The sequence below is a fragment of the Limosilactobacillus agrestimuris genome (assembly GCF_943193105.1).
Lineage (GTDB): Bacteria > Bacillota > Bacilli > Lactobacillales > Lactobacillaceae > Limosilactobacillus > Limosilactobacillus agrestimuris.
This window is the reverse complement of record NZ_CALPCW010000021.1, coordinates 1-3,213: the sequence shown is the minus strand read 5'-3', so window position 1 is coordinate 3,213 and position 3,213 is coordinate 1. Positions and strand designations below refer to the sequence as shown.

2 rRNA genes are annotated in these 3,213 nt (G+C 51.2%); both read right to left on the bottom strand.

Annotation, left to right across the window (positions count from 1 at the left end):
• Positions 1-117: ribosomal RNA gene (gene rrf, locus NFR46_RS09230) — 5S ribosomal RNA — on the bottom strand.
• 76 nt (positions 118-193) lie between these two features.
• Positions 194-3,116, bottom strand: a 23S ribosomal RNA gene (locus NFR46_RS09225).
• Between the last annotated feature and the right edge of the window lie 97 nt (positions 3,117-3,213).

Sequence of the window (3,213 nt, the reverse complement as noted above, 5' to 3'; positions counted from 1 at the left end):
GCGTGGCAACGTCCTATCCTCGCAGGGAGCGATCCCCCAACTACTTTTGGCGTGTTGAAGCTTAACTTCTGTGTTCGGCATGGGAACAGGTGTATCCTTCAAGCCATCATCACCACACTTACCCTTTTGGGCAAGAGCTTGCGCTCTCAAAACTAAATAATATCTTTTCTTCCAAACCGTACTTCCGCTTAACTTGGTTAAGTCCTCGACCGATTAGTAATGGTCCGCTCCATGCCTCACGGCACTTCCACTTCCATCCTATCTACCACATCATCTTTGTGGGGTCTTACTTCCCGAAGGAATGGGAAATCTCATCTCGAGGCGAGTTTCACACTTAGATGCTTTCAGCGTTTATCTCGTCCATACATAGCTACCCAGCGGTGCTCCTGGCGGAACAACTGGTACACCAGCGGTATGTCCATCCCGGTCCTCTCGTACTAAGGACAGGTCCTCTCAAATTTCCTACGCCCGCGACGGATAGGGACCGAACTGTCTCACGACGTTCTGAACCCAGCTCGCGTACCGCTTTAATGGGCGAACAGCCCAACCCTTGGGACCGACTACAGCCCCAGGATGCGATGAGCCGACATCGAGGTGCCAAACCTCCCCGTCGATGTGGACTCTTGGGGGAGATAAGCCTGTTATCCCCAGGGTAGCTTTTATCCGTTGAGCGATGGCCCTTCCATACGGAACCACCGGATCACTAAGCCCGACTTTCGTCCCTGCTCGACCTGTCTGTCTCGCAGTCAAGCTCGCTTGTGCCTTTACACTCTGCGAATGATTTCCAACCATTCTGAGCGAACCTTTGGGCGCCTCCGTTACCTTTTGGGAGGCGACCGCCCCAGTCAAACTGCCCACCTGACACTGTCTCCCAGCACGTTTAGTGCTGCGGGTTAGAGTGGTCATAATGCAAGGGTAGTATCCCACCAACGCCTCCGTCGAAACTAGCGTTCCGACTTCTATGGCTCCTACCTATCCTGTACAAGCAGTACAAACACTCAATATCAAGCTACAGTAAAGCTCCATGGGGTCTTTCCGTCCTGTCGCGGGTACCCTGCATCTTCACAGGGATTTCAATTTCACCGAGTCTCTCGTTGAGACAGTGCCCAGATCGTTACGCCTTTCGTGCGGGTCGGAACTTACCCGACAAGGAATTTCGCTACCTTAGGACCGTTATAGTTACGGCCGCCGTTTACTGGGGCTTCAATTCAGAGCTTCGCCGAAGCTAACCCTTCCTTTTAACCTTCCAGCACCGGGCAGGCGTCAGCCCCTATACTTCATCTTACGATTTTGCAGAAACCTGTGTTTTTGATAAACAGTCGCCTGGGCCTATTCACTGCGGCTGGTCTTGCGACCAGCACCCCTTCTCCCGAAGTTACGGGGTCATTTTGCCGAGTTCCTTAACGAGAGTTCACTCGCTCACCTTAGGATTCTCTCCTCGACTACCTGTGTCGGTTTGCGGTACGGGCAGTTAACATGCTCCTTAGAAGCTTTTCTCGGCAGTGTGACATCGGCAACTTCGCTACTATAATTTCGCTCCCCATCACAGCTTGTCAACCCGAATGTAAGCATTTGACTCACATCCTGACTTACTGCTTGGCCTCACTCTTCCAATCGTGAGGTTTGCTTAGCCTCCTGCGTCCCTCCATCGTCAAACGCAGTTAACTGGTACAGGAATCTCAACCTGTTATCCATCGCCTACGCCTCTCGGCCTCGGCTTAGGTCCCGACTTACCCTGGGAGGACGAGCCTTCCCCAGGAAACCTTAGTCATTCGGTGGACAGGATTCTCACCTGTCTTTCGCTACTCATACCGGCATTCTCACTTCTAAGCGCTCCACCAGTCCTCACGGTCTAGCTTCACCGCCCTTAGAACGCTCTCCTATCACGTGCACCTAGTGCACATCCACAGTTTCGGTAATATGCTTAGCCCCGGTACATTTTCGGCGCAGAATCACTCGACTAGTGAGCTATTACGCACTCTTTAAATGGTGGCTGCTTCTGAGCCAACATCCTAGTTGTCTATGCAACTCCACATCCTTTTCCACTTAGCATATATTTAGGGACCTTAACTGGTGATCTGGGCTGTTCCCCTTTACACGGTGGATCTTATCACTCATCGTGTGACTCCTGGGCATAAATCAATGGCATTCGGAGTTTATCTGAAGTTGGTAACCCATGACGGGCCCCTTGTCCAAACAGTAGCTCTACCTCCACGATTCTTTATCCCAAGGCTCCCCCTAAAGAGATTTCGGAGAGAACCAGCTATCTCCAAGTTCGTTTGGAATTTCACCGCTACCCACACCTCATCCCAGCCATTTTCAACTGACACGGGTTCGGTCCTCCAGTGCGCTTTACCGCACCTTCAACCTGGACATGGGTAGGTCACCTGGTTTCGGGTCTACAACTACATACTTCATACGCCCATTTCAGACTCGCTTTCGCTGCGGCTCCAGTTTTTCCACCTTAACCTTGCATGCAATCGTAACTCGCCGGTTCATTCTGCAAGAGGCACGCCGTCACCCATTAATGGGCTCCGACAGCTTGTAGGCACATGGTTTCAGGAACTATTTCACTCCCCTTCCGGGGTGCTTTTCACCTTTCCCTCACGGTACTGGTTCACTATCGGTCACTAGGGAGTATTTAGCCTTGCGAGATGGTCCTCGCAGCTTCCGACGGGGTTTCACGTGTCCCGCCGTACTCAGGATCCTGAACTGAGGGAGTGACGTTTCGTCTACTGGGCTTTCACCATCTCTGGCACAGCTTCCCAACTGTTTCGACTACGTCGCTCTTTGGTAACTCAAATGTTCAGTCCTACAACCCCAACGAGCAAGCTCGTTGGTTTGGGCTCTTCCCCGTTCGCTCGCCGCTACTGAGGGAATCGAATTTTTCTTTCTCTTCCTGCAGCTACTGAGATGTTTCAGTTCACTGCGTCTACCGCTTGCTAGCTATAGATTCACTAGTCAAGCAACCAACGACTAAGTTGGTTGGGTTTCCCCATTCGGAAATCTCCGGATCAAAGCGTACTTACCGCTCCCCGAAGCATATCGGTGTTAGTCCCGTCCTTCATCGGCTCCTAGTACCAAGGCATTCACCATGCGCCCTTCATAACTTAACCTTGATAATCACGAAGTGATTATCGGATTAATTGAGTTAGCGATTATTTCTAAAAAACTCAAAATAACGCGGTGTTCTCGGTTTGTTTTGTTAATTAA